Raw genomic sequence first — 21,851 nt, 5'->3', positions numbered from 1 at the left:
GGGTGGATCGCTTGCGCTACAGTCGATCTCGGATCAGCCTATAAGCTCCGCCGATAACCAACCTTATGTCTGAAAGAACACGTGATACCACACTAGTTCGGCTCCCCGACCCTCTCCTGTGTGCCAGCGCGCCGAGCGGCGTGAGCGTAATCTTGCACCCATGATCGACCAGCCCTCTTCTCCGGCGGTTGCCTGCTCGCTCGGTGCCGGCATGCAAGGCCAGGTGGATCGCTGGCGCTCGCTGCTCGAGGGCGCCGAGCCCGAAGTGGTCGACGGCGGCCTGCAGTATCTGCTCCCGATCGCGGTCATCGAGTCGGCGGCACGTGTGGCCGCGGATGAGCAGGCGTGCTGTCCGTTCTTCGCGTTCGATCTCGCGCTGCGCGGCGAGATGTTTGTGCTCGCGATGCGCACGCCTCCCGAAGGTGCGTCGATGCTCGCGGAGATCACCGGACAGCTCCCCCACACCAGATGACGCCGCGTCTGGTGCAGGCCTGGGACCAACACCAGGTTCCGATCTACCTCGCCGCGATCGCCGTCGGCGCAGCGGTCGGACTCATCTCCCCCTCGGTCGCACCCACGCTGGAGCACGCGATCGAGCCAGTGCTGATGCTGCTGCTCTTCGCGACCTTCCTCGGCGTACCGCTCGTCGAGGTGGGGCGATCGTTCCGCGACGCCCGATTCCTCGTGACGATTCTCGGCGCGAACTTCGTCGTGGTTCCTGTGCTCGCGTGGAGTTTATCGAGATTTGTCGCCGACGACCGCGGCCTACTGCTCGGCGTGCTGCTGGTGCTGCTGACGCCGTGCATCGACTACGTGATCGTCTTCACCGGCCTCGCCGGCGGCGCACGCGCACGCCTGCTCGCGGCCGCTCCCCTGCTGATGCTGGTGCAGATCCTCCTCCTGCCGCTCTACCTGCTGCTGTTCGTCGGAACCGAAGTGCTCGATGTCATCGACGTCGGCCCCTTCGCAGAGGCCTTCCTGCTGCTCATCGTCATCCCGCTCGCCGCGGCCGCGATCGTCCAGGCCTTCGCGAAGCGACACCGCTTCGGCCGAGTCGTCGAGACGGTCATGGCCGCCGCCATGGTGCCGCTCATGATGCTCACGCTCGCGACCGTCGTCGGGTCGCAGATCGGCGCCGTTGGCTCGCAGATCGGCGCCCTCATCCGCGTCGTGCCGCTCTACGTGGCGTTCGTCGTCGTCGCGGTGATGCTCGGCCTGCTCGCGGGCCGCATGGCCCGGCTCGACGTCCCTGGAACGCGGGCGGTCGCCTTCTCGCTTGCGACCAGGAACTCGCTCGTCGTCCTCCCGCTCGCACTGGCATTGCCCGCGACACTCGGCATCGCCCCGCTCGCCGTCGTCACCCAAACCCTCGTCGAGCTGGTGGCCATGATGGTGCTCGTGCGGCTGGTGCCACGCTTCATCCCAGAGCGTGTCAATCGTGGGCGCGGCTCATCGTCGCGTGGAGCTCACGACGTACGTTGATATCCCCGGTATCCAGTCAAAGTGGGTACGAAGCCCTCCCGCCCGTCTGGTATCCCCTGCACGCTCCGGCGATCCTCGCTCCAATATGGTCGCTGACCGGTGCTTTCCCAGCGCGAACCGGCTCGTGACGGCCGAGAGCCGCTCCGATTGGTGCAAATTCTGCATCACCATGGATGCAAGTCTTCCAGCGCCTCGGGCCTCGCAGGTCAGCATCTGCTGTATAGTCAGTGCGTGCTGACTATTGCGAATCGATTGGACGTGATGCATCGGCTGGGCAGGGCGATGGCAGACCCGACACGCTCACGCATCTTGCTGAACCTGCTACAGGGGCCGAACTACCCCGCTGTGCTTGCTCGCGAGCTCGAGCTGACACGCTCGAACGTGTCGAACCATCTCGCCTGCCTGCGTGATTGCGGCATCGCCGTGGCCGAGCCTGAGGGCCGCCAGACGCGGTACGAGATCGCCGACCCGCACCTCGCGCGGGCGCTCACTGCACTGGTCGAGGTGACGTTGGCCGTCGACGAGCAAGCGCCATGCCTCGATCCGGAGTGCCCGGTCCCCGGCTGCTGCGAGTCGGCCCGATGAGCGCGGCGGCACTGACCGAGGCACGACGAACCACCCTGCATCGCCGAGTGCGGTTCATCGTCGGCTTCACGATCACCTACAACGTCATTGAGGCGATCGTCGCGATCTGGGCGGGCTCGATGGCCTCCTCGGCCGCACTGATCGGGTTCGGGCTCGATTCGATCGTCGAGGTGCTCTCCGCGGCCGCAGTCGCATGGCAGTTCACGCGCAAGGATCCGGAACGGTGGGAGAAGGCGACGGTCCGCGCGATCGGCATTGCGTTCTTCGCTCTCGCCGCGTACGTCATCATCGACGCGGTGCTCACGCTGACCGGGGTGGAAGAGGTCGATCACAGCCCGCTCGGCATCGGCATCGCCACCCTCAGCCTGCTCGTCATGCCGGCTCTGGCCTGGTTCGAGTTCCGCACCGGTCGCCAGCTCGGTTCGCGCAGCGTGCAGGCGGACGCCAAGCAATTGCTTCTGTGCATCTACCTGTCCGGCACGGTGCTCATCGGCCTCTTGCTCAACCTGCTCTTCGGCTGGATGTGGGCAGATTCCGTGGCTGCACTCATCGTCGCCGGGCTCGCGATCCGCGAAGGCATTGAGGCGTGGCGCGGCGACGTCGAATCGCCCTTCGAAGTCCTGGGCGAGCTCGAGACGAAGGACATCTAGATGCTCGCGACCATTGCCTCCGCGATCGGCATGTTCGCGGCAACCAACATCGACGACATCGTCATACTCACCGTGCTCTTCCTCGCATCGTCCCGCGGCGGGCCTCGGCCCTGGCAGATCGTCCTCGGCCAGTACCTGGGATTCGCGACGCTCGTTGCGATCAGCGTTGTCGCGGCACTCGGGCTCACGATCATCCCGGACGAGTGGGTCGGCTTCCTCGGCCTCATCCCCCTGCTGATCGGTGTCATCGGACTCATCCGGGGACTGCGCGAGCGCGACGACGCAGATCCAGACGAGTCGGCGATGAAGAACCTCGGCCTGCTCGGCATCGCCGGAATCACCATCGCGAACGGGGCGGACAACATCAGCCTCTACACGCCCGTGTTCCGAACCATCTCGCCCGCGGACACCGCGATCACCATCGTCGTGTTCCTCGCTCTGGTGAGCGTCTGGTGCCTCTTCGGCAAGCTCATCGGCACGCACAAGGCCGTCACCGAGACGCTCGAGCGGATCGAGCACTGGCTGGTCCCCGCCGTGTTCATCGGCCTCGGCCTGTTCATCCTGATCGAATCCGGCGTCATCCCCCGCCTATTCGAGGCACTGGCCTGATGTCGACGACTGACAACAGCTCGCCACGTCCCGCGGCAGCACAGGCAGTCGACGCGGGGGGCGCTATCTCGCCACACACGAGACCTCGACTGTGGAAAGTGACCCTGCTCGGCTACCTCGCCGCGCTCGCCGCCGTCGCGATCGATCAACTCAGCAAGGTCTGGGCAGAGGCGAACCTCGCTGTCGGCGAGCGTCACCCGCTGCTGGGCGACATGCTCGCGCTGCAGCTCACCTACAACCCGGGCGCAGCATTCTCGCTCGGCGCCAGCGCAACGCCGCTCATCACCGTCCTCGCCGCTGCGGGCACGATGTTCGCGGCTTGGCTCGCCTGGAGAACCACATCGCTGCCGTGGGCGCTGAGCCTTGGCCTCATCCTCGGAGGCGCCCTCGGGAACGTCATCGACCGCCTGGCACGACACCCCGGCCCTGGCCGTGGCCACGTCGTGGACTTCATCGCCTACGCCGACTGGTTCATCGGAAATCTCGCAGACGTGTTCGTGTTCGGCGGTCTGGCGCTCTGCATCGCCTTCGCCTTCATGGGTAAACCCATGCGGCCCTAGGGCTCACCAGGTGGCTGTGGTGCGCTCGGGTCCGAATCCAGTCATGAGGAGAGACTGCGGCGATCACGACGGTGCCCAGTCCCGCCCGATCGGGCTGCGGTGAACACATCGATCACCGAACAGCGCGCGATCGTTGACATCAGTCCAGCGAATCGACGCGCGGCACGACCCTCGCGCACGGCCCCGAACCCTACCGCCTCGCCCACGACCGCCAGCTGACGTTCCGGAGCCGCTCACACGTAGCGGCAGACTTCTTCGTCGCTGCACTCTCCGGGGGCGGGATCGGTGGCGCGATCGCGGAGGAGAGAGATGGTGTCGCGGAGCGCCGTCAGCCGGGCGATCTGCTGCTGGATGTCCCCGAGCCGTGCGTCGAGGAGGTCGCGCACGTGCTCGCAGGGCGCGGTGCCGCCGTCGCGGATGTCGAGGATCAGGCGGATCTGGGCGAGTGTGAGGCCCGCGGCCTGGCCGCGGTGGACGAAGTCGATCCGGGCGAAGGCGTCGGGCGTGTAGTCGCGGTACCCGGACGGCGTGCGGTCGGCCGGCAGGAGGAGGCCGCGCTCCTCATAGAAGCGGAGCGTCTTCGCTGTGGTGCCTGCCTTTTCGGCGAGTTCTCCGATACGCATGTGGCCTCTCGATCAGCAGCGGCGCGCTTGACCTTCCCCTGCACTGGAAGGTCCAGTATGGCTGAACCAGAGCAGAAATCCAAGCGTTGACAGGAGCAGCGATGCCTACGAAGCACGACCTCGCCATCATCGGATCGGGCGGCGGCGCGTTCGCCGCGGCAATCCGCGCCGCCACGCTCGGCAAGTCGGTGTTGATGATCGAGCGCGGCACGCTCGGCGGCACCTGCGTGAACACCGGCTGCGTGCCGTCGAAGGCGCTCATCGCCGCCGCCGATGCGCGGCACGTCGCCGCCGATGCTTCGGACCGGTTCCCGGGGATCGCGACGACGGCGGACCTCGTCGACATGCCCGCGCTGATCGGCGGGAAGCAAGCGCTGGTCGAGTCGCTGCGCGGCGAGAAGTACGCCGACGTCGCCGAGTCCTACGGGTGGCAGGTCCGCCGCGGAGACGCGGCGTTCGCGGGCACCTCCGACGCACCGACCCTCGAGGTCACGGGGGCCGATGGGAGCGTCGCGACCATCGAAGCGGTGCACTACCTGGTGGCGACCGGGGCCAGCCCGTGGGCACCTCCGATCGACGGCCTCGAGGAGGCCGGCTTCCTGACCTCGACCACCGCGATGGAGCTGCGCGAGGTCCCCGCGTCGCTGCTGGTGCTCGGCGGCGGCTACGTCGCCCTGGAACAGGCGCAGTTATTCGCCCGGCTCGGTTCGCAGGTCACCGTGCTGGTGCGGTCGCGGCTGGCCTCCAACGAAGAGCCGGAGGTCTCCAAGGCGCTCCAGGAGGTCTTCGCCGACGAGGGCATCCGCGTCGTCCGTCGCGCGGTGCCCATCCGGGTGGCCCGGGACAGGGAGACCCGTCAGAGGGTCGTGACCGCGGACGTGTCCGGCGAAGCGAAGGAGTTCCGCGCCGACCAGATCCTCGTCGCCCTCGGACGCCGACCGGTCACCGACGGACTGAACCTCAACGCCGTCGGAGTCAGGACCGACGACGACGGGGCGATCGCCGTCACAGAACAACTGCGGACATCCAACCCGCGGATCTGGGCCGCGGGCGACGTGACCAGGCACCCCGAGTTCGTCTACGTGGCCGCCCACCACGGCACCCTGGTCGCAGAGAACGCCTTCGCCGACGCCGAGAGGTCGGTGGACTACGCGCGGCTGCCGCGGGTAACGTTCACCAGCCCCGCCATCGGCGCGGTCGGGATGACCGAGAAGCAGGTCATCGCCGCCGGGATCCGCTGCGACTGCCGAGTGCTGCCGCTGCATTACGTGCCCCGCGCATTGGTGAACCGAGACACCCGCGGGTTCATCAAGATCGTCGTGAACGCCGACACTGGCGAGATCCTAGGCCTGACCGCCGTCGCGAAGGACGCCGGGGAGCTCGCCGCCGCCGGAGTCCACCTGCTCGGCAAGACCATCGCAGAGGTCGCCGACACGTGGGCCCCCTACCTGACCATGGCCGAGGGTATCCGGATCGCAGCCAAGGCATTCACCACCGACATCGACAGATTGTCCTGCTGTGCCTAACAGCCTCACACCCGTTTGGAGCGACAAGGCCCCCGATTCAATTTCCCGGAGAAGTCCTCGAGAACCATTTGCAATTCATCGAGCCCCACATCAGCGGGCCGCTCCAGCTCCCCGCCATTCGGCTGCGCGATCAGGTGATGTCGATGAACACCGGCGCCGAGCCGCCGATGTCGACGCCGGCAATCACGGTGTTGAAGCCGGACCAGCCACCGTGCACCGCACGGCCACCCCCGATGTAGATGCCGATGTGCGCGCGCCCGACGCCACCGTCCGCGTAGTAGATGACATCACCGGGCGAGGCGGCCGACATCGGAATCGTCGGGCCGAGGTTGAACAGCGAGTTCATCCCGGAGTACGGCAGTCCCGCTGCGGCGATCGCGCGGCGCACCATGGCCACGCAATCCTGCGAGATGCCGACCTGTGCGAGCGCAGCCTCCGCGATAGCGCTGCCGGAAGCTCCGGCAACTGCCTCAGGCTGCGCGGGCTGGGACTGCGCCCCGCTCGACGCTGCAGCGTCGCTACCCGCGGTACCCGTAGTAGCGGTGGCCGCTGCCTGCCGGGCCTGCTCCTCCCGTTCCATCTCCGCTTCGAGTTCCGCGCGGATCTGGGAGAGCTCTTCGGCCGTGGTGGCCCGCACTGCAAGACGTTCGTCGCTGAGGCCGTTGCCTCCGGCAGTGACAACGCCCGCAACCGTCTGCGCGTTCGCACTGAGGTTCGACAGCGGCTGTGCCGCGCCGGTGTCAGCGGCGAAAGCGGGCAACGCGAGGGGTGTTGCAAAGGCGGCGGCGATGGCGATGACACCAACGCGCCGAGCCCCGCGAACGACGGCGGCGCGGGTCATGCGCGCATCTTCGCGCGGGCTGGTGGTGTTCGTAGAGGTCGTCACAGGCAGCTTCTCCATAGGTTTGAGTGCTGGCGGCACAGAAGTCGACGTTACCAATCCGTTACCTGCTTGTCACCTGACACGCAGATTCGGATGGATAGACCGCGATGACGCCTGATCACGACATCCATAGGAACGATGGATAGGCTCCTCAGTGATGCCCATCCGGCGCTGCCGGGTTTCCCTGTGCCGCGCGGGCATCATGTCACGCCCAGCACTCGGCCGAACCTCGCTCCCGGGTTCTCGCGACGCCTCAGACGGCCGACGACGGAACCCTACGGCGGGGTTCGATTGTCGGAACGGATTCCTGGAGGATTAATGAGAGACACCGTCCGTCGTCTCTTGACCGTGTCGGCGGCGGTGAGCGCGCTCGTGCTGACCGCCTGCGCCAGCACAGCCGGTGTCGCCGGGCAGGTCGGTGATGCGGGCTACCTCGCCGGCGACGGCATCGTGACGGAGATCGCGCCGGAGGACCGGACCGCGCCCGGCGCGTTCACGGGCCCCCTGGCCAGCGGTGGCGAGTTCGACTCCGCGACGCTCGACGGCGTCGCGCTCGTGAACTTCTGGTACGCCGCGTGCCCGCCCTGCCGGGTCGAGGCGCCCGTGCTGGCAGAGCTGCATGGCGAGTTCGGTGATCGGGTGGACTTCATCGGCGTGAACGTGCGTGACGGGGCCGCGCAGGCCATGGCCTTCGAGGAGGAGTTCGGCATCGAGTACCCCTCGGTCCTCGACGACCAATCCGCGCAGGGTCAACTCGCCTTCACCGGCATCATCGCCCCCAACGCGGTGCCCTCGACAATCATCCTCGACGCTGATGGCCGGGTGGCTGCTCGCGTCTCCGGCGCCGTCACCGACACCAGCATCCTCTCGACCCTGCTGCAGGAGGAACTGGAGCGATGAGCCTGACGGTATTCCAGAGCGTCGCCCTGGATCCCGGAGGGGCCGTGCTCAGCGGGCAGCTGCTGATCTCCGTGCCGATCGCGCTGCTGGCCGGCATCGTGTCTTTTGCGAGCCCCTGCATCCTTCCCCTGGTCCCGGGCTACCTGGGCCTGATGGGCTCGCTCGTCGGCGAGGAGGGCGGCCGAGCGAGGCTCATCACCGGCGTCGCGCTCTTCGTCGGCGGTTTCACCGCCGTGTTCGTGCTCGGCACCGCGCTTGTCGGCGTCGTCAGCTCGTTCCTGCTCGCATGGTCGGCGTTGCTCGTGCGCATCCTCGGTGTACTGCTGATCCTGCTGGGGCTGGTGTTCATCGGACAGCTCCGGATCCTCCAGCGCGTCTGGAAGCCACAACAGCTCAAATCCGGCGGCATGTGGGCGGCACCGGTCGTGGGCGTCATCTTCGCCCTCGGCTGGACCCCCTGCTCGGGCCCAACGCTCGCCGCGATTAGCGCCCTCACCGTCACCACCGGCAGCGCCTGGCAAGGCGCTCTCCTCGGCTTCGCCTACGCCCTGGGCCTGGGCATCCCGTTCCTGCTGCTCGCGGTGGGGCTCGGATGGATGGGAACGGCGATGGCATGGATGCGCCGACATGTCCGCGCCATCAACATCGGCGGAGGGGTCACGCTGATGATCATCGGCCTGCTCATGGTCACCGGCGCGTGGGACGCCATCATGAACGAGATGCAGGGGTGGATCGCCTCCTATGTCACGATCATCTAGCTCCGACCCGCTGCGCCCGGGCGACCACGTCGACTCGCCCGAGCCCGCAGAGAGCGCGCCCGGCAGCGGGCCGAAGCTCGGCGTCGTCGGCTGGCTGCGCTTCCTGTGGCGGCAGCTCACGTCGATGCGCACGGCGATCGTGCTGCTGCTGCTGCTCGCGGTCGGCGCGATCCCCGGCAGCCTCGTGCCGCAGCGCTCGAGCGACCCGAACGGCGTCATCCAGGTGCGCGCCGACAACCCCGATCTGGTGTGGTTCTACGACGCGCTCTCGCTCCACGACGTCTACTCGAGCCCGTGGTTCTCGGCCATCTACATCCTGCTGTTCACCTCCCTGGTCGGCTGCGTCATCCCGCGGCTCATGCACCACTGGAAGGCCATGCGCGCGCTGCCCCCGCGCACCCCCGCCCGCCTGTCTCGCCTCGTGGGCTTCCAGACCGTGGCGGGCGACGCATCCGACCTCGACCGTGCGGATGGGGTGCTCAAGAAGCTCGGGTACCGCACGACGCGCTACGGCGACTCGGTCTCTGCCGAGCGCGGCTACCTGCGCGAGACGGGCAACCTGCTGTTCCACATCTCGCTGCTGGCGATGATCCTGGTGGTGGGGCTCGGCTCGGGCTTCGGCTACAACGGGCAGCGGCTCGTGGTCGAGGGGCGCGGCTTCGCGAACACGCTGTCGAGCTACGACACGTTCACGGCGGGGCAGTGGTTCGACGACGCGACGCTCGAGCCGTTCTCGGTGCAGCTCGATGATCTCGACGTGGTCTACGAGACCGAGAACCCGAACGCCGTCGGCGCGCCGCTCGACTTCACCGCGCACGTGTCGGTCACCGAGGACGGCGCGGAGCACGACGCGCAGATCAAGGTGAACGAGCCGCTCAACGTCGCGGGCGCCGACCTCTACCTGATCTCAAACGGCTACGCGCCGCGCATCTCGGTGCGCGACGCCGAGGGCGAGCTCGTCTACGACGAGTACACGCCGTTCCTCGCCCAGGACGACCAGATGACGAGCCTGGGCGTGATGAAGCTGCCAGATGGGCTCGAGCAGCAGCTGGGCCTGCGCGGCTTCTTCTACCCGACGGCCGTGCCGCTCGACACCGGCGCCCTCGCATCCGCCTACCCCGACCTCGCGAACCCCGTGCTGTCGCTGCAGGCATTCACGGGCGACCTGGGGCTCGACGCCGGGGTGCCGCGCTCGGTGTACGCGCTCGAGACCGACGAGATGACGCAGATCGCCGGCGGGGAATCGGGCACCGATGCGCTGACGATCACGCCGGGGCAGACAGTCGACATCCCGGGCGGGCTCGGCACCATCACGTTCGAGGACGTCGTGCGCTACGGGGTCATCGAAGTGCACGTCGACCACACCCAGACGCCCGTGTTCTGGATCGCGATGCTGCTCGTGGCATCGCTGCTCGGCTCGCTCCTCATCCCACGCCGCCGACTGTGGGTCAAGGCAGCACCAAGCGGACTCGAACTCGCGGGGCTCGCCCGTGGTGAAGACCCCACGCTCGAACGAGCAGTCGACGACCTCGCACGACGACTCCGACCACGAGAAGCGCAAGCCGACGACTCGCTCCCCCGAGGGACGAGCCAAGACTGATCACCGATTTGTGGGATGCCGCCGCGCTCCTTGCCGGCTACGCCGCGTCGAGTCGACATCGCGCGACGCTCGGCCGGCAAGACCGTTCGAACTGCCCTGGAAGGCGGTGCGGGTTCGGGATGACCGAGACCGGCTTCCATGCCACGGTGTTGACCGCATCAGCTGCAGCGAGTGTCGTGCAGCGCGGCACAGTGCACGCGTCGCGTCACTCACGACGTAGGTCGAGATCCCCGATACCCAGCCCCTTGATCACGTACCGGGATCTCTACCCTGCCAGTGCCGCCTGAATCGCCGTCTCGATGTCGCTCTCCTGCGACAGCTCGAGCCGCTCCCCGTCGACGAAGATCGTCGGCGTTCGGTCGACGCCGAGTGCGACGCCGGCCTGGAAGTCCTGCTCGACGCGAGCCAACGTGGCGGGGTCGGCGATACCGGCGTCATAAACGGCCATATCGAGGCCGAGCTCCTGCGCGTAGCCGCGGAAACGGTCGGCCTCGGACTCCCGCCCCTCTCCCCACTCCGATTGCGTCTCGAACATACGCTGATACATCGCCTCGAACGCTCCCTGCTGAGCGGCCGCCTCCACGGCGACCGCGGCGTTGCCGGAGTTAAAATGACCCGGCAGCGGGAAGTACCGGACAGCGAACGTTACCTCGCCGTCGTACTCCTCACGCAGCTCTTCCATGATGGGGTACACGGCGCCGCACGCTTCACACTCAAAGTCGAGGAATTCGACCACCACCGGGGCGTCTGGGCCGGCGTCGTTCAGGACGTGCGTCGATTCGTCTACGAGAGGCGGCGCCGCAGTCGGGGACACGAGGGAGTCGGTCGATTCGTCACTCGTGAGTGGCGGATTGCTGCTCTCCCAGGGCCGGACGACGAGCAGCAGTGCAGCGATGAGGATCGCTGCGGCTACGGCGATGATCGAGATCGTGACGAGGGGGCGGGTACGCACTCTGCCTACTTTAGCGGCGACTCGTGCTTGCAGGACGCGCAGCACGCCTCCGTGTCCTCTTCGCCGTCGTCGACGCCAAGGGTCGGCGCGCAGCAAAGCTTCCCCCGCCACGCCTCGATGCCCTCCCGCACGGCCAGGCCGGCGACGACGAGGGCCGCGATCGAATCGGCCCACCACCAGCCGAACAGCGAGTTCGCCAACAGGCCCACCAGCACAGCGGCCGAGAGATAGGTGCACACAAGCAGCTGCTTCGCGTCAGCCTGCACACTGCGTGAGCCGAGCTCCTTCCCGGTGCGCAGCTCGAACCAGGCCAGCGCCGGCATGACGACCACGCTGAGCGCGGCGATCGCGATACCGACCGGGCTGTGCTCCACCTCGCCGACACCCGCGAGTGAGAGCAAGGCGTCGATGGACACGTAGGCGGCGAGCGCGAAGAAGGCGATCGCGACGATCTTCACCGTCACCGCCTCCCACCGTTCCGGGTCCTTGCGCGTGAACTGCCATGCGACCGCGGCCGCCGACATCACCTCGACCACCGAGTCGAGACCGAAGCCGATGAGCGCTGCGGACGAGGCCACCGACCCCGCCCAGATCGCGATGATCGCCTCGATGAGGTTGTAAGTGATCGTGAAACCGACGATCCAGCGCACGCGCCGGCGCAAGCGCGAACGGCGCTCGTCGGTCAGCGTGGCGGTCATGCCGACACCTCGCAGCAGCCCTCGACCGGGCATGCAGTGTTCAGGCACGGTGCACCCTCGTCGACCGCGAGGGTGACCGCCAGCAGCGATTCGAAAGCCACTTTCAGGTGGAGGTCGGAAATCTCGTAGCGTGTCTGCCGTCCTTCAGGTTCGGCGACGACGATGCCGCAGTCGCGCAGGCACGCCAGGTGGTTCGAGACGTTCGTGCGCGAAAGCTCGAGCTCGCGGGCGAGGGCGGCCGGATATCCGGGCCGTTCGAGCAGTTGCAACAGGATGCGGGCGCGGTTCGAATCCGCCATCGCTCGACCGAGCCGATGCATCACGTCGAGACGACTGGAAATAGTCAGCATCTGATGACTATACATCCTAGACTGACCCTTGACAGGTTGGCATAGCCGCCCCGGCGGGGTCGGCAGCACCCGCGGGGTTTTGGGGTGCTTAGAGCCCGCTGTAGGCGTGGAGGCCGGTGAAGAACTGATTGACGATCGTGAAGTTGAAGATGATCGCGGCGAAGCCGATGATCTGCAGCCAAGCAGACCGTGAGCCACGCCAGCCGCGGGTCGCGCGGGCATGGATGTAGCCGGCGTAGATGACCCAGATCACGAAGGTCCAGACCTCCTTCGTGTCCCAGCCCCAGTAGCGGCCCCAGGCGTGCTCGGCCCAGATGGCGCCGGCGATGAGCGTGAAGGTCCAGAAGATGAAGCCGATGACGCCCACACGGTACGCAAGATCCTCGAGCTGCACCGCCGAGGGCAGCGACCGCAGGAAGCCGTTGTCGCGCTTCTCCTTGATCAGCTGCAGGATGCTCAGCCCCGTGCCGAGCCCCATGAATCCGGTTGCGAGCGCCGCCACGAACACGTGGATCACGAGCCAGTACGTTTGCAGTGCTGGTGGCAGCGGCGTCACCGCCACGTAGTAGTTGACGGTGGCGATGCCGAGGAACACGGTTGCGAGCCCCGTGAAGAACACGCCGAGGAAGTTCAGGTCCTTCCACAGCCGCGACAGCACGAACACGCCCACGATCACGGCAATGCCGGTGAGAGCGAACTCGTACATGTTCGCCCACGGCACTCGGCCGGCAGCCAGGCCGCGCAGCAGCGCGCCGCCGAGGTGCAGGGCCCACGCAAACACCGTCAGAGTGAAGCCGATGCGAGCGGCGCGCCCCGCTGCCGCAACGGACGGCGTGGCGGCGGCGCTCGATGCAGCCGGCAGTGATCGATACGAGCCGGCACCGACAGGCTCGCGCACATCCGCGGGCACGGGCTTCGTCGCTGATCTGCGGGCGACGTCGACCGCATAGGCGATGAACGCCAGCGTGTACACCGCCATCGCCGAATAGACGAGCAACAATGAGTAGGCGTCAAGATCAGCCGTGGGCATGGGGCAATCGTATCGTTCAGCGTCAACCGGCTGGAGTGTGCTGACTAGGCTCAGGAGCGCCCACATCGGTCGGCCACGAGTACATCGGCGGTGGCGGAGAGATCGCGGGCGATTGGTGCGTGCATGAGCGCGTACAGAGGCGCCTCGGGGCCAACGTGTACCCCTCGGACCAGGAGCAGAACTATTGCCACAGCCATGGCGGGTGTCGTGAGTCGACCACGATCACCCCTGCACCAGCATCCGATCGCCTGCGATCGTCCGGTCGATCGTTCTCAGCAGCGCGAGCTCAGGCGATGAGCGCCGCCGGGATCATCGGTCGATTGCTGCCCCCGAGTTTCGACCAGTTTCTGCTCCCTGTGTCTCCGACCGTGCCCGTGCTGCCGGCGGCCGCGGCGATCCTCGCCATCGCGTATCTGACGGGTGTTGTGCGATTGCGACGGCACGGGCACCGTTGGCCGTGGCTGCGCACCGCTTGCTTCCTGCTCGGCTGTGTGCTGCTGGCCATCGTCGCCGGCGCAGGAATCGACGCCTACGGCCAGCTGATGTTCTCCATCTTCATGTTCCAGCAGCTCGCGCTGATGATGGTGATCGCCCCGCTGCTTGTTCTGGGATCTCCGGGAAGCCTGCTCCTGCGCGCCACGCCGCATCGTGGCGTTGGCAACACGGTGCTTCGAGTCGCTCTTTGTGGGTTGCGCTCGAGAGCGGCCAGGTTCGCGTTGCATCCGGCGCTGGTTATTCCCTTGATGCTGCTGTCCTTCTTCGGGTTGTACGTCGGTGGGGTCGCGGACGTGGTGCTGCGGTCTTGGATAGGACACGTCGTCCTTGAAGTGGGATTCCTCATCGTGGGCGTCCTGATCACTGCACCGCTGGTGTCGTCGGACCCGCTGCCTCGCCGAACCTCGTACCCGGGCCGGATGTTCGACATCTTCGTCGAGATGCAGGTCCATGCCGCTTTCGGCCTCGTGATGCTGTTCTCCAGTACACCGTTCGTCCCCTACTTCGCCACCGCCACTCCAGAGTCGTGGGATATCGATCCCGTTCGTGACCAGGGCATAGCCGGAATTCTGGCGTGGACGTTCGGGGAACTGCCACTGCTCGCGATGCTGATCGTGACGCTCGCGCGCTGGCAGCGCGGCGACAGGCGACGAGCACAGCGGGCCCAGGGGCGCGCCGATGAAGAGGCGGATGCTTACAACGAGTACCTGCAGCGGCTGCAGCAGCGCGAACATGACAACGACCGCGACGAGCGCAAATGAACGTGCCGTGCGCCGCGGGAGCGCCGCGGCAGCTCCTGAAGAGTGGTCCTCGATGGGGTCGATGCTCACCTTGAACGGCGTACGCGACGCGTCCGCCGTTCCGGGCGGGCCGCGGGTGGCTGACGGAAGAATGCGGCTGTCATCGATGCTTACCGGCGCGACGCCGCAGCGGACAACTGCCGGTGCCACCCTCGGCGCCGTGGCCTCATCGAGCCTCCGCTCGGTGTCCTCGTTCACGACCGCCGTGGCCGCCAGTGTGCTCGGCGGTCTCTGCCTGGCCGCAGCCGCTGCGCCCTGGGATGCATGGCCTCTCGCGATTGTCGGGGTCGCGCTCTGCCTGCTTGCACTGCGCGGCCGCTCACCGCTCTTGGCCGCCGCAGTCGGGAGTGCTGGCGGTGCGGCGTTGTACGCAGTACAGATCTCTTGGATTGCGGTCTATCTCGGTCCCGTTCCTCTCGTCGGCCTCACGGCACTGATGGCATCGTGGTACGGACTGGGCGGCATCGCCGCGGCGTGGACCTGGCGCCTGATGATTCGGCTGCCCCGGACCGTGGCGGCGCCCGCTACGAGCACGGCGCTCGCCGCCGTCTGGAGTGCGCGAGAGTCGCTCTCTTCGGCCTTCCCATGGGGTGGCTTCCCGTGGGGCAGGCTCGCCCATACCCAAGCGGGCAGCCCGCTGGGCGAACCGATCGCCTGGGTCGGCATGCCCGGGCTGACCTTTCTGATCGCCGCGATAGGCGCTGCCTCTGCTGTCGCGTTGGCCCACCGGAACGTGGCGCTGCTGCGGGCATCGACCTGGCCGGTAGCGGCGGCTGTGATCGCATTGCTCGTTCCAAGCGTGCCCATTGCGCCGCTCGGCGAGCTGCGCGTCGGGGCGGTGCAAGGAGCCTCGGAGGCCGGTTTGCTCGCCCCGTACGTCCCAGGTCAGATCCTCGCGCAGCACGCCGAAGCCTCGGAGCGGCTCGCGGGCGAAGAGATGGATGTCCTCGTCTGGCCCGAGAACGCCGGCGAGACCGACCCTCAACGCGACGCCGATGCGGTCGCGGCGATCGATCGCGTGCAAGAGATGGTCGACGCGCCCATCGTCCTGGGCGCCATCCAGACGACATCGGGGGCGACGTACAACTCATTGCTGCTGTGGGACGACGGGGTGCGTGCGGAGTACCGCAAGCGTCGGCCAGTTCCCTTCGCCGAGTACCTGCCGGCTCGGCCGATCCTGGCTCCGGTACTCGACTGGCTGGGTTTTCTGGACTTCATTCCCGGCGATTACAGCATCGACCCGACGAGCGTCAACGCGTTCGATGTCGCGGGCACGACCGCCGGACTCTTCATCTGCTTCGACATCGTCGACGATGGACTTTTTCGGGAATCGATCCTCGAGGCAGGCGCCACGATCCTCTTCTCGCCATCGAACAATGCCGATTTCGGTGAGGGTAGCCCGCAAAGTTTGCAGCAACTCGCCATCGCTCGGCTCCGAGCCATGGAGTCAGGCCGCGCACTCGTTCTCGCGTCGACCGTCGGCACCAGCGCCGTCATCCTCCCCGACGGAAGCATCATCGATCGACTTACGGCCTACGAGCCTGGCGTCATGCTCGAAACGCTACCGCTCAGCGACACCGTGACACCGGGCATTGCCCTCGGTGGCGCCATCGAGATCGCGGTAATCAGCCTCGCGGTGTTCTCGACCGCAACTGCGCTCCTGTTACCCCCGAGGGGTTCAGCGACGGCGCTGCGGTTCGGGAGGACGCGCGTGGACTCAGCTGGGCGCATCGCTGAAGGCGGCTAGGTGAGTATTCGTCTTTCTGGGGGCCACTGCTCGCGCGCGTGAGCGCCACTTCGGTCATGCACGATTCGCGTGCTTGAGCGCCGGTGTCGGGCTGGGTGAGCGCCACCTGGTTGGCTCCTTCCACCAAGCCAACGACATCCAGCCCAACCGCAGCTACTGGCGGAACACGCAGAAAGCCCCCGGCCGATGGCCAGGGGCTCCCAACTCGTGACCTATGTCGCGACTCAGGTGAGACCTATGTCGCGACTCATCACAGTGCGCGCCCGGAGGGATTCGAACCCCCAACCTTCTGATCCGTAGTCAGATGCTCTATCCGTTGAGCTACGGGCGCCCGGCCAAACGGCCAGCGATCAGATTACATGAACGCTGGCCGTGAGGCGAATCGAGTCACGCCGCATGCGGCGCGACGAGACTCACAGGGGGCGGATGTCCGCTGCCTGCGGGCCCTTGGTGCCCTCGACGATCTCGAACTCGACTGCCTGAGCCTCTTCGAGGGTCTTGAAGCCGTTGGACTGGATCTGGCTGTAGTGAGCGAACAGATCCTTGCCGCCGTCGTCCGGAGCGATGAAGCCGAAGCCCTTGCCGGAGTCGAACCACTTGACGGTGCCGGTTGCCATATTTCCTTCAATCAATGCAATGCAGCCGAAGCTGCGTTCAAAAGCGCAGAACAAGATCCGTCCTGCACACCGATAACCCTAGCGGTAGTTGGGTGCACTCCGCTGGGAAACTTCTGCCGGGTTGGTCGCGACGACCGCGCGAAGCGCCGGAGAGCGCTCAGGCACGAGGTGGTTCGGCGGTCGATCCACGGACGATGAGCTCCGGCACGAGCACGGCGCTGGGTACCGGCGTGCGCTGCTCGATCAGGTCGATCACGCGCGTCGCGGTGGCGCGTCCGACCTGCTCGAAGGGCTGGCGAACGGTGGTCAGGGCGGGTGAGGCATAGGCGGCGAGCGCGATGTCGTCGACGCTCACGACCGAGACGTCGCCGGGCACGGCGCGCCCTGCTTCGTGCAGCGCGCGGATCACGCCGAACGCCATCTCGTCGCTGGAGACGAACACCGCCGTGCAGTCGGGGATCGCCGCGATCGTGCGGCCAGCGCGATAACCGGACTCCGGCGACCAATCCCCGGGGATCACCGGCGGCGGCTCGATGCCGCGCTCACGGAGCACCGCTTCCCACTCCTCGCGCCGGGCCCTGGACTCCTGCCAGTACTCGTCGCCGGAGACGTGCCAGACCGTGCGGTGGCCCAGGTCGAGCAGGTGCTCGGTCGCCGTCCTCGCGACCGCCCGCTGGTCGATGAGCCCGTGTGCGCCGGCGCCGGACTCGAGCCGGTGGCCGACCGTCGGCGTACGCTCGGCATGCGAGCCGAGCGTCTCAGCGAGGAAGCCCACCGGCGCGAGGATCACGATGCCCTCGGCACCCTGCCCCTCGAGGCGGACGAACGCGTCGAGGAACGCCGCTGGTGCCGCATGCTGCGCCACGCTCGCCGTCGTCACCGCGTATCCCGTCTCCGCGGCAACGGATTCGATGCCCAGCAGCGTGGCGCTCGCCGAGTACCTGGCGGTCGACACCAGGATGACGCCGATCATGCGCGTCCGCCCGGATGCCAGCGACGCGGCTGCCGCGTGCAGCCGGTACCCGGTCGCCTCTACCGCCGCCAGCACGCGCTCGGCGGTCTCCGGGCGCACATTCCGGTGACCCAGCATGACGCGCGACACCGTCTGCGTGGAGACCCCGGCCAGGCGTGCGACATCGACCTGCTTCGGCGCACGCTCCTGCGGGGATCTGGTGGACATGGAGTCAGCATAGTGAGCGCTTCACGCGCGAGTCATCCGGCATCCACCAGAGCAGGATCTGCGTCATCATGATAGCGCTAACATGCTTCCTCGTCTCGAGGATTCATACGGAGATCAAGGGGGAAAACCCGGTGACGAGCACGAACGCGCAGGTCGCAGGAGCGAAGACGTCCGCGCTCACCTACGACGACAGTCGCCTGCATCGGAACGGCGTTCCGCACCGCATGCTTGCCGGCGCTGTGCACTACTTCCGGGTGCACCCGCAGCAGTGGGAGGATCGGCTGCGCCGACTCGCGGCGATGGGCGCGAACACGGTCGACACCTACGTCGCTTGGAACTTCCACGAGGAGGTCGAAGGCGCGCCGCGCTTCGACGGGTGGCGCGATCTCGAGCGCTTCATCCGCCTCGCGGGTGAGGTCGGGCTCGACGTCTACCTGCGACCCAGCCCGTACATCTGTGCGGAGTGGTCGAACGGCGGGCTGCCGAGCTGGCTCACCGCTCGCACCCGGAGCGTCCGCAGCAGCGACCCGGTCTACCGCGAGGCTGTGGAGCGCTGGTACGGCGAACTGCTGCCGCGCATCGCTCCTCTGCAGGCTGCCCATGGCGGCCCCATCGTGGCGGTGCAGGTCGAGAACGAGTACGGATCCTTCGGCTCGGATCGGGAGCACCTGCATCACCAGCGTGATCTGCTGCGGCAGCACGGCATCGTCGAGTTGCTGACGACCGCAGACGGCATCACGGCGGGGATGCTCGCGCACGGCTCCGTCGAGGGCGCGCTGCCGAGCTTCACGTTCGGTACCGGCGTGCAGACGGCCGTCGACCTGCTGCCCGCCGCGACCCCGCTCCTGTGCAGCGAGCTCTGGGGTGGCTGGTTCGACCATTGGGGCGAGCAGCACCACGTGCGCAGTCCCGAGAGCGTGATGCAGACCGTCGACGAGCTGCTCGCGGCCGACGGGTCGCTGAGCCTCTACATGGCGCACGGCGGCACGAATTTCGGGCTCTGGAACGGCGCGAACTGGGATGGCGTCATCCAGCCGACGATCACCAGCTACGACTCGGATGCGCCGATCGCCGAAGACGGACGAGTGGGCGCGAAGTTCGAGGCGCTGCGCGCCGCCTTCGCTCCGTTCCACGACGGACCGCTGCCCGCGCTGCCCGCGCCCCTGCGGTTCCAGCCGACGAGGACCGCGCGGCTCGAGCCGGAGTCGTCGCTCCTCGAGACGCTCCGGGCGCTGCCCGAGGGCAAGCAGCTCGCCCGCCCAGCGACGTTCGAGGAGCTGGGGCTCGCCGATGGCATCGTCGTCTACGAGACCACCGCGGTCGTGCAGGCCGGCGACGATGTGCTGTCGCTGCCGGTGCTCCACGACCGCGCCACCGTGTTCGTCGACGGCCACAGGATCGGCACGCTCGATCGCGATGGTGAGACACGTCTGCCGCTGCCCGTCTCGGACGCACCCGCGGTGATCACCCTGGTCGTCGAGAGCGTCGGGCGGATCAACTACGGACCGCTCATCGGCGAGCACAAGGGCATCCTGGCCGGTGTGCTCATCGGTCGGCGCTTCGCGCACGGGTGGACGCACCGCATCGTGCCGATGGCCGACCCGCAGCCGATGGGTGCCGTCGGCGACGACGGCTTCGCGAGCGCTGAGCTGCAGGTGGATGAGCTCGCCGACGCGTGGCTCGCGTTCCCCGGAGGCGGCAAGGGCTTCGTCTGGCTGAACGGTTTCCTGCTCGGCCGCTACTGGAGCGTGGGGCCGCAGGTGACGCTGTACGCGCCCGCGCCGCTCTGGCGCGTCGGCAGCAACACGGTGCGGGTGCTGGACCTCGAGCGCCTCGGCGGCACGGTGGAGGTGCGCGACGAGCCCGAGTTCGGAGACGTCGAGGAGTTCATCGGCTCCTGATCGACGCCCGCGATGCTCCCGCCCGACACCGTTGAGCGGGAGCATCGTCGTCTCAGCCCTTGACCGCTCCGGCCGAGAGGCCCGAGCGCCAGAAGCGCTGCAGCCCGAAGAAGAGCACGATGAGGGGCAGCACCCCGAGGAGCGCACCGAGCATCACGGCACCCTTCGCGGGCGCGAAGTAGGTCATCATGCCGTACAGGCCCAGCGTCACGGGCTTCAGCTCGGCGGAGGAGAGCATCATCAGCGGCAGCAGGAAGTTGTTCCAGGTCGCCACGAAGACGAACAGGAAGATCGTCACCATCGCTGGCGCCAGCAGCCGCACGACGATGGTGAAGAAGATGCGCATCTCACCCGCGCCATCGATCCGCGCCGCCTCCAGGAGCTCGGTCGGCACGGCATCCCGGGCGTAGACGATGCCGAGGAAGACGCCGAACGGCGAGACCGCCGACGGGATGATGATCGCCCAGGGGGTGTCGACCAGGCCGAATGCCTGGAACTCGATGTACAGGGGCACCGTCAGCAGCGCGACGGGGAGGAGCAGCCTTCCCATGATTGCTCCGACCGCCAGTCGCTTGCCGGGGAAGTCGAACTTGGCGATGGCGTAGCCCGCCATGACCGCGAACAGCGTGCCGATCACGCCGGCCGAGACGGAGTAGAAGATCGAGTTGCCGACCCACTGCCAGAACAGCCCCTGCGTCCAGACCAGCAGGCTCTCGTAGTTCGCGGCCAGGTTCCATTCCGAGAACCAGAAGCCGAACGAGGTGGTGAGATCGCGGTTGCTCTTCGTCGAGGCGATCATCACCCACACGACGGGCGCGAGGAAGTAGATGGTCGCGACGGCGAGCACCGCGACGCCTGCGAACTTGGCGATCGGGCCGGGTCGCTCCGCGAGCGGCGGCAGTGCTGCTGCCTTCGCGAGCGTCCGACGCTGCCGGAGGCTGATCGCGGTCATGCGTCTCCCTTCCTGCGCTGCAGGAACGCGTAGACGATCGCGAGCACGCCCGCGATCACCGCCATCAGCACGGAGTAGGCGGATGCTGGGCCCGTGCCGGACGGCGAGACCGCACCCAGCAGCGAGTTGTAGGTGAGCATCATGGGCGTGAACGACTTGCCCATCCAGGGGTTCGCGCTCTCCATGACCATCGGCTCGTTGAACAGCTGCACGGTGCCGATGATGGATAGGAGCACCGCGAGCAGCGCCGCTCCTCGCACCATCGGGACCTTGATCCGCGCGGCGATCTGCCAGCCGGTCGCACCGTCGAGCCGGGCTGCCTCGTACAGGTCCCGCGGGATCGATTGCAGCGCCGCGAGGAAGATCAGCATGTTGTAGCCGGTGTACGTCCAGGTCGTCATGTTCGCCATCGATGCCAGGATCGTGCCGGGCGCCATGAAGCTCGTGCCCTCCGGCAGGTACGGCAGCAGCGGCGAGACCCCGGGTGTGTAGAGGTACAGCCAGATCATCGCGGCGATGACGCCCGGGATGGCGAACGGCAGGAAGAACGCCAGCCGGAACAGGCCCGGCCGACGCACGATGAACGCATCCAGCAGCAGCGCGAGGCCGAGCGCGGCAGCGATCATGATCGGAATCTGGAAGAGCGCGTACACGAGCACGCGCCCCATCCCCACCCAGAACGGACCGCTGCTGATCGCGAGCGCGAAGTTGTCGAACCCGATGAACGTGTCGACGATGCCGCCGCCGCCATAGAGGTCGTCGCCGGCCGGCATCTGCGCGAACATCGCCGATCGCACCGACACCGCGATCGGCACGAGGAACACGATCAGGAAGAGCACGGAGAACGGTGCCATGAACATCCACCCGGTCAGCGCCTGGTGCCGACTGCCGCTGCTGCGGCGCGCTCGGGTCACGCTCGGGGCACTGACCGGGGGGGATTGCACTCATCGTCC

General features: G+C 67.4%; 23 protein-coding genes and 1 tRNA gene. 13 read left to right on the top strand and 11 right to left on the bottom strand.

The genetic code is table 11. From position 1 onward, the window contains the following. Positions 1-160: 160 nt before the first annotated feature. The 6 genes from ACJJVL_RS13675 (at position 161) to ACJJVL_RS13650 (ending at position 3,886) form a co-directional block, all read left to right on the top strand. Entirely contained in the window at positions 161-472 is a 312-nt protein-coding gene (locus ACJJVL_RS13675) for a hypothetical protein (RefSeq protein ID WP_405219540.1), read from the top strand. Then, positions 469-1,482, top strand: coding sequence for an arsenic resistance protein (locus ACJJVL_RS13670; protein ID WP_405219538.1), 1,014 nt, complete (start codon positions 469-471; stop codon positions 1,480-1,482). The genes ACJJVL_RS13675 and ACJJVL_RS13670 overlap by 4 nt, the downstream gene beginning before the upstream one ends. Before the next feature lie 231 nt (positions 1,483-1,713). After that, positions 1,714-2,067 carry an ArsR/SmtB family transcription factor gene (locus ACJJVL_RS13665; protein ID WP_405219729.1) on the top strand — a complete coding sequence of 118 codons (354 nt, stop codon included), beginning with the start codon at positions 1,714-1,716 and terminating at the stop codon, positions 2,065-2,067. Beyond that, entirely contained in the window at positions 2,016-2,717 is a 702-nt protein-coding gene (locus tag ACJJVL_RS13660) for a cation transporter (protein ID WP_405219536.1), read from the top strand. Before ACJJVL_RS13665 ends, ACJJVL_RS13660 begins: the two co-directional genes overlap by 52 nt. Then, positions 2,718-3,326 (top strand): cadmium resistance transporter, encoded by a 609-nt coding sequence (locus ACJJVL_RS13655; protein ID WP_128189344.1) that lies wholly within the window; start codon positions 2,718-2,720, stop codon positions 3,324-3,326. A gap of 98 nt (positions 3,327-3,424) precedes the next feature. Further along, positions 3,425-3,886: a signal peptidase II gene (locus ACJJVL_RS13650; protein ID WP_405219534.1), complete on the top strand. Its 462-nt coding sequence runs from the start codon at positions 3,425-3,427 to the stop codon at positions 3,884-3,886. A 233-nt stretch (positions 3,887-4,119) separates the two neighbouring features. On the opposite strand, the gene ACJJVL_RS13645 is transcribed toward ACJJVL_RS13650, so the two are convergent. Then, on the bottom strand, positions 4,120-4,509 hold the full coding sequence (locus ACJJVL_RS13645; RefSeq protein ID WP_405219532.1) for a heavy metal-responsive transcriptional regulator: 390 nt from the start codon (positions 4,507-4,509) through the stop codon (positions 4,120-4,122). A gap of 101 nt (positions 4,510-4,610) precedes the next feature. On the opposite strand from ACJJVL_RS13645, the gene merA reads away from it, so the two are divergent. Next, on the top strand, positions 4,611-6,035 hold the full coding sequence (merA, locus tag ACJJVL_RS13640) for a mercury(II) reductase (protein WP_405219531.1): 1,425 nt from the start codon (positions 4,611-4,613) through the stop codon (positions 6,033-6,035). 130 nt (positions 6,036-6,165) lie between these two features. On the opposite strand, the gene ACJJVL_RS13635 is transcribed toward merA, so the two are convergent. Further along, complete coding sequence (locus ACJJVL_RS13635; protein WP_405219529.1) at positions 6,166-6,936, bottom strand: NlpC/P60 family protein; 771 nt, start codon at positions 6,934-6,936, stop codon at positions 6,166-6,168. 300 nt (positions 6,937-7,236) lie between these two features. Between ACJJVL_RS13635 and ACJJVL_RS13630 the strand changes: the two genes are divergently transcribed. The 3 genes from ACJJVL_RS13630 to ACJJVL_RS13620 all read left to right on the top strand — a co-directional run bounded on the left by ACJJVL_RS13630 (position 7,237) and on the right by ACJJVL_RS13620 (position 10,176). After that, positions 7,237-7,818: a TlpA family protein disulfide reductase gene (locus tag ACJJVL_RS13630; protein WP_405219528.1), complete on the top strand. Its 582-nt coding sequence runs from the start codon at positions 7,237-7,239 to the stop codon at positions 7,816-7,818. 71 nt (positions 7,819-7,889) lie between these two features. After that, positions 7,890-8,576: a cytochrome c biogenesis CcdA family protein gene (locus ACJJVL_RS13625; protein WP_405219526.1), complete on the top strand. Its 687-nt coding sequence runs from the start codon at positions 7,890-7,892 to the stop codon at positions 8,574-8,576. After that, complete coding sequence (locus tag ACJJVL_RS13620; protein ID WP_405219524.1) at positions 8,560-10,176, top strand: cytochrome c biogenesis protein ResB; 1,617 nt, start codon at positions 8,560-8,562, stop codon at positions 10,174-10,176. The genes ACJJVL_RS13625 and ACJJVL_RS13620 overlap by 17 nt, the downstream gene beginning before the upstream one ends. A gap of 265 nt (positions 10,177-10,441) precedes the next feature. On the opposite strand, the gene ACJJVL_RS13615 is transcribed toward ACJJVL_RS13620, so the two are convergent. The 4 genes from ACJJVL_RS13615 to ccsB form a co-directional block, all read right to left on the bottom strand. Continuing rightward, positions 10,442-11,173 (bottom strand): DsbA family protein, encoded by a 732-nt coding sequence (locus ACJJVL_RS13615; protein ID WP_405219522.1) that lies wholly within the window; start codon positions 11,171-11,173, stop codon positions 10,442-10,444. Continuing rightward, positions 11,134-11,826, bottom strand: a complete 693-nt coding sequence (locus ACJJVL_RS13610; RefSeq protein WP_405219520.1) for a cation diffusion facilitator family transporter — start codon at positions 11,824-11,826, stop codon at positions 11,134-11,136. The genes ACJJVL_RS13615 and ACJJVL_RS13610 overlap by 40 nt, the downstream gene beginning before the upstream one ends. Then, positions 11,823-12,176 (bottom strand): ArsR/SmtB family transcription factor, encoded by a 354-nt coding sequence (locus ACJJVL_RS13605; protein ID WP_405219518.1) that lies wholly within the window; start codon positions 12,174-12,176, stop codon positions 11,823-11,825. Before ACJJVL_RS13605 ends, ACJJVL_RS13610 begins: the two co-directional genes overlap by 4 nt. Positions 12,177-12,264: 88 nt before the next feature. Next, positions 12,265-13,206, bottom strand: a complete 942-nt coding sequence (gene ccsB, locus ACJJVL_RS13600; RefSeq protein ID WP_405219516.1) for a c-type cytochrome biogenesis protein CcsB — start codon at positions 13,204-13,206, stop codon at positions 12,265-12,267. A gap of 293 nt (positions 13,207-13,499) precedes the next feature. Between ccsB and ACJJVL_RS13595 the strand changes: the two genes are divergently transcribed. Beyond that, positions 13,500-14,462, top strand: coding sequence for a cytochrome c oxidase assembly protein (locus ACJJVL_RS13595; protein ID WP_405219514.1), 963 nt, complete (start codon positions 13,500-13,502; stop codon positions 14,460-14,462). Next, a complete protein-coding gene (gene lnt, locus ACJJVL_RS13590) occupies positions 14,434-16,248 on the top strand; it encodes an apolipoprotein N-acyltransferase (protein WP_405219512.1) in 1,815 nt (604 codons plus the stop codon). Before ACJJVL_RS13595 ends, lnt begins: the two co-directional genes overlap by 29 nt. Before the next feature lie 258 nt (positions 16,249-16,506). On the opposite strand, the gene ACJJVL_RS13585 is transcribed toward lnt, so the two are convergent. The 3 genes from ACJJVL_RS13585 to ACJJVL_RS13575 all read right to left on the bottom strand — a co-directional run bounded on the left by ACJJVL_RS13585 (position 16,507) and on the right by ACJJVL_RS13575 (position 18,045). Beyond that, positions 16,507-16,579, bottom strand: a tRNA-Arg gene (locus ACJJVL_RS13585). An 82-nt stretch (positions 16,580-16,661) separates the two neighbouring features. Beyond that, complete coding sequence (locus tag ACJJVL_RS13580) at positions 16,662-16,865, bottom strand: cold-shock protein (RefSeq protein WP_072314408.1); 204 nt, start codon at positions 16,863-16,865, stop codon at positions 16,662-16,664. 157 nt (positions 16,866-17,022) lie between these two features. Then, positions 17,023-18,045, bottom strand: a complete 1,023-nt coding sequence (locus ACJJVL_RS13575; protein ID WP_405219510.1) for a substrate-binding domain-containing protein — start codon at positions 18,043-18,045, stop codon at positions 17,023-17,025. Between the two features lie 131 nt (positions 18,046-18,176). Between ACJJVL_RS13575 and ACJJVL_RS13570 the strand changes: the two genes are divergently transcribed. Then, positions 18,177-19,946 carry a glycoside hydrolase family 35 protein gene (locus ACJJVL_RS13570; protein WP_405219508.1) on the top strand — a complete coding sequence of 590 codons (1,770 nt, stop codon included), beginning with the start codon at positions 18,177-18,179 and terminating at the stop codon, positions 19,944-19,946. A 52-nt stretch (positions 19,947-19,998) separates the two neighbouring features. Here ACJJVL_RS13570 and ACJJVL_RS13565 read toward each other — a convergent pair whose 3' ends face one another. Both ACJJVL_RS13565 and ACJJVL_RS13560 read right to left on the bottom strand, forming a co-directional pair. Next, the gene (locus tag ACJJVL_RS13565) at positions 19,999-20,898 is read right to left on the bottom strand and encodes a carbohydrate ABC transporter permease (protein WP_405219506.1); all 900 of its coding nucleotides are present in this window, start codon (positions 20,896-20,898) and stop codon (positions 19,999-20,001) included. Beyond that, a complete protein-coding gene (locus tag ACJJVL_RS13560) occupies positions 20,895-21,752 on the bottom strand; it encodes a carbohydrate ABC transporter permease (protein ID WP_405219504.1) in 858 nt (285 codons plus the stop codon). The genes ACJJVL_RS13565 and ACJJVL_RS13560 overlap by 4 nt, the downstream gene beginning before the upstream one ends. Positions 21,753-21,851 lie beyond the last annotated feature (99 nt).

The sequence above is a fragment of the Agrococcus sp. Ld7 genome, assembly GCF_045064095.1.
Classification (GTDB): Bacteria; Actinomycetota; Actinomycetes; order Actinomycetales; family Microbacteriaceae; genus Agrococcus.
Note: the sequence above shows the minus strand (reverse complement) of the source record. Positions and strands in the feature narration are given on the sequence as shown.

What these genes read in the sequence shown, in the direction of transcription:
- ACJJVL_RS13645 (WP_405219532.1), bottom strand. Translation starts at nt 4,509, where the DNA reads ATGCGTATCGGAGAACTCGCCGAAAAGGCAGGCACCACAGCGAAGACG.
- ccsB (WP_405219516.1), bottom strand. Translation starts at nt 13,206, where the DNA reads ATGCCCACGGCTGATCTTGACGCCTACTCATTGTTGCTCGTCTATTCG.
- ACJJVL_RS13675 (WP_405219540.1), top strand. Translation starts at nt 161, where the DNA reads ATGATCGACCAGCCCTCTTCTCCGGCGGTTGCCTGCTCGCTCGGTGCC.
- ACJJVL_RS13565 (WP_405219506.1), bottom strand. Translation starts at nt 20,898, where the DNA reads ATGACCGCGATCAGCCTCCGGCAGCGTCGGACGCTCGCGAAGGCAGCA.
- merA (WP_405219531.1), top strand. Translation starts at nt 4,611, where the DNA reads ATGCCTACGAAGCACGACCTCGCCATCATCGGATCGGGCGGCGGCGCG.
- ACJJVL_RS13630 (WP_405219528.1), top strand. Translation starts at nt 7,237, where the DNA reads ATGAGAGACACCGTCCGTCGTCTCTTGACCGTGTCGGCGGCGGTGAGC.
- ACJJVL_RS13595 (WP_405219514.1), top strand. Translation starts at nt 13,500, where the DNA reads ATGAGCGCCGCCGGGATCATCGGTCGATTGCTGCCCCCGAGTTTCGAC.
- ACJJVL_RS13575 (WP_405219510.1), bottom strand. Translation starts at nt 18,045, where the DNA reads ATGTCCACCAGATCCCCGCAGGAGCGTGCGCCGAAGCAGGTCGATGTC.
- ACJJVL_RS13580 (WP_072314408.1), bottom strand. Translation starts at nt 16,865, where the DNA reads ATGGCAACCGGCACCGTCAAGTGGTTCGACTCCGGCAAGGGCTTCGGC.
- ACJJVL_RS13660 (WP_405219536.1), top strand. Translation starts at nt 2,016, where the DNA reads ATGCCTCGATCCGGAGTGCCCGGTCCCCGGCTGCTGCGAGTCGGCCCG.
- ACJJVL_RS13635 (WP_405219529.1), bottom strand. Translation starts at nt 6,936, where the DNA reads ATGGAGAAGCTGCCTGTGACGACCTCTACGAACACCACCAGCCCGCGC.
- ACJJVL_RS13670 (WP_405219538.1), top strand. Translation starts at nt 469, where the DNA reads ATGACGCCGCGTCTGGTGCAGGCCTGGGACCAACACCAGGTTCCGATC.
- ACJJVL_RS13610 (WP_405219520.1), bottom strand. Translation starts at nt 11,826, where the DNA reads ATGACCGCCACGCTGACCGACGAGCGCCGTTCGCGCTTGCGCCGGCGC.
- lnt (WP_405219512.1), top strand. Translation starts at nt 14,434, where the DNA reads ATGACAACGACCGCGACGAGCGCAAATGAACGTGCCGTGCGCCGCGGG.
- ACJJVL_RS13655 (WP_128189344.1), top strand. Translation starts at nt 2,718, where the DNA reads ATGCTCGCGACCATTGCCTCCGCGATCGGCATGTTCGCGGCAACCAAC.
- ACJJVL_RS13560 (WP_405219504.1), bottom strand. Translation starts at nt 21,752, where the DNA reads ATGGCACCGTTCTCCGTGCTCTTCCTGATCGTGTTCCTCGTGCCGATC.
- ACJJVL_RS13605 (WP_405219518.1), bottom strand. Translation starts at nt 12,176, where the DNA reads ATGCTGACTATTTCCAGTCGTCTCGACGTGATGCATCGGCTCGGTCGA.
- ACJJVL_RS13620 (WP_405219524.1), top strand. Translation starts at nt 8,560, where the DNA reads ATGTCACGATCATCTAGCTCCGACCCGCTGCGCCCGGGCGACCACGTC.